The sequence below is a fragment of the Natrinema soli genome (genome assembly GCF_028618695.1).
Genome location: NZ_JAQIVI010000009.1, coordinates 1 through 1,741, shown reverse-complemented (window position 1 = coordinate 1,741; position 1,741 = coordinate 1). Strand labels below are relative to the sequence as shown.

The 1,741-nt window shown below is 65.8% G+C and carries 2 protein-coding genes and 1 pseudogene; 2 read left to right on the top strand and 1 reads right to left on the bottom strand.

Annotated features, from left to right (window positions below):
- Window positions 1-210 (top strand): annotated as a pseudogene (locus PGX04_RS00880) (ArsA-related P-loop ATPase); the annotation flags it as partial.
- Window positions 211-267: 57 nt separating this feature from the next.
- The gene (locus PGX04_RS00875; protein ID WP_226039697.1) at window positions 268-453 is read left to right on the top strand and encodes a multidrug transporter; all 186 of its coding nucleotides are present in this window, start codon (window positions 268-270) and stop codon (window positions 451-453) included.
- A 262-nt stretch (window positions 454-715) separates the two neighbouring features.
- On the opposite strand, the gene PGX04_RS00870 is transcribed toward PGX04_RS00875, so the two are convergent.
- Window positions 716-1,741: helix-hairpin-helix domain-containing protein (locus tag PGX04_RS00870; RefSeq protein WP_273736790.1), on the bottom strand; the 1,026-nt coding region annotated here is incomplete at its 5' end.

Here is a 1,741-nt window from a genome sequence, read left to right as displayed (position 1 = left end):
GTCGGTCGAGCGGCTGGTGGTGAATCGGGTGCTCGAGGACCCCCACGACGGCTGTCCGCGCTGTCAGTCGCGGCGGGCACGTCACGAGGAGCGACTTGCGGAGATTCGAACGGCGTTTCCGGACCTCGAGGCGGTGACGCTGCCCGTCCTCGAGGGGGCGGCGCAGGGACGGGAGCGCTGGTGGTGATCGCCGAGCGTCTGCCGACCTGAGCGATCGCAGCGGGTTTCGCCAGTATATTTATGGTGTCAAACCGGCAACAGTCTATTATGGCACTCTCGCTCGGCCGGAACTCGTCTCCGCTCGTGACAGCGATCGGCGCGGCCGTCGCGCTCGTGGCGATCGTCGGCACGCAGGTGCTGGGCTGGGAGTGGGGCTCCGGACAGCTCGTCCCGACGATTATCGGCGTCGTCGTCGCCGTGATCGCGGTCTTCGTGGTGCTCACTCGTCGGTAATCAACCATCCATCAGCGAAGTTTTCGTTATCTCTCTGTAGCTAACCCATTCGAATCACGTGTTCTGCTCCTGCTGGCAACACGGAGAAGCCACACCCTCCCCAGCCGATTCGCTCACTAGCGTTCGCTCATCCCTCGCACGAGTTCGCAGTGCGGTTCGTCGTCGACTCACCGCACTACAGCGCGCGCCACCGCGGTGGATGATCATCTGGAAACGGACGGAGAATGAGTGTCTCGGGAGTACTCACGCCCATCTCGAGCGGCTACTCGAGATCGATCTCGTACTCTGCGAGTAACTCACGAAACTCGTCCTCGTCGACGATCGGCACGTCGTTGATCTCGGCGTCATCGCGCTTCGTCTGGCCGGGATTCTCGCCGACCACGAGGTAATCCGTGTTTCCTGAGACGCTTCCCGTCGCGTTCGCGCCGTGGGTTTCGACGAGTTCCTGCGCGTCGCCTCTGGTCATCTCCGCGAGCGAGCCGGTGAAGACGAACGTCAGTCCCGCGAGTTCGTCGCCGCCGGTGTCGATGCCGACTTCTTGCGGGGAGACGTGCTCGAGTACGCTATCGACGACGGCGGCGTTCGCCTCGCTCGCGAAGAACTCGTGGATCGTCTCGGCGACGGTGTCGCCGATTTCGTCGACGTCCTCGAGTCGATCGGGGTCATCCTCGGCGGCCTCGCGGAACGCCGCGAAACTGCCGAACTCGCGGGCGAGCTCCCGTGCCGTCGTCGGGCCGATGAGCGGGATGCCGAGCGCGGAGATGAAATCGGAAAGCGGCGGTTCGCGACTGCTCTCGATCTCCTCGAGCAGGTTTTCGGCGCTGGTCTCGCCCCAGCCCTCGAGCGCCCGCAGATCATCGCGCTCGAGCTCGTAGAGATCCGCGACGGACGCGAGTAAGCCGGCGTCGACGAGCTGGCGGACGCTCTTCTCGCCGAGTCCCTCGAGGTCGAGGCCGTCGTCGCCGGCGTAGTACTCGATCGACCGCCGGAGTTGCGCGTCACAGCCCAGCCCGCCGGTACAGAACGCGATCGGCCCGTCGCGCTCGACGGGGCTATCGCAGACGGGGCACGTCTCGGGCATCTCGTAGTGCCCCTCGCTCCCCTTCTTGACGACCTCCTCGACGTAGGGGATCACGTCGCCCGCGCGCTGGACGCGGACCGTGTCGCCGATGTTCACGTTCTTCTCGGCGATCTCCTCGGGGTTGTGCAGGCTCGCCCGCGACACCGTGACGCCGCCGACGTCGACCGGCTCGAGCAGGGCGACGGGCGTCAGTCGCCCCGTCCGACC

Excerpts from the sequence above, each read along its gene's own strand:
- PGX04_RS00875 (WP_226039697.1), top strand. The coding sequence starts at position 268 with ATGGCACTCTCGCTCGGCCGGAACTCGTCTCCGCTCGTGACAGCGATC.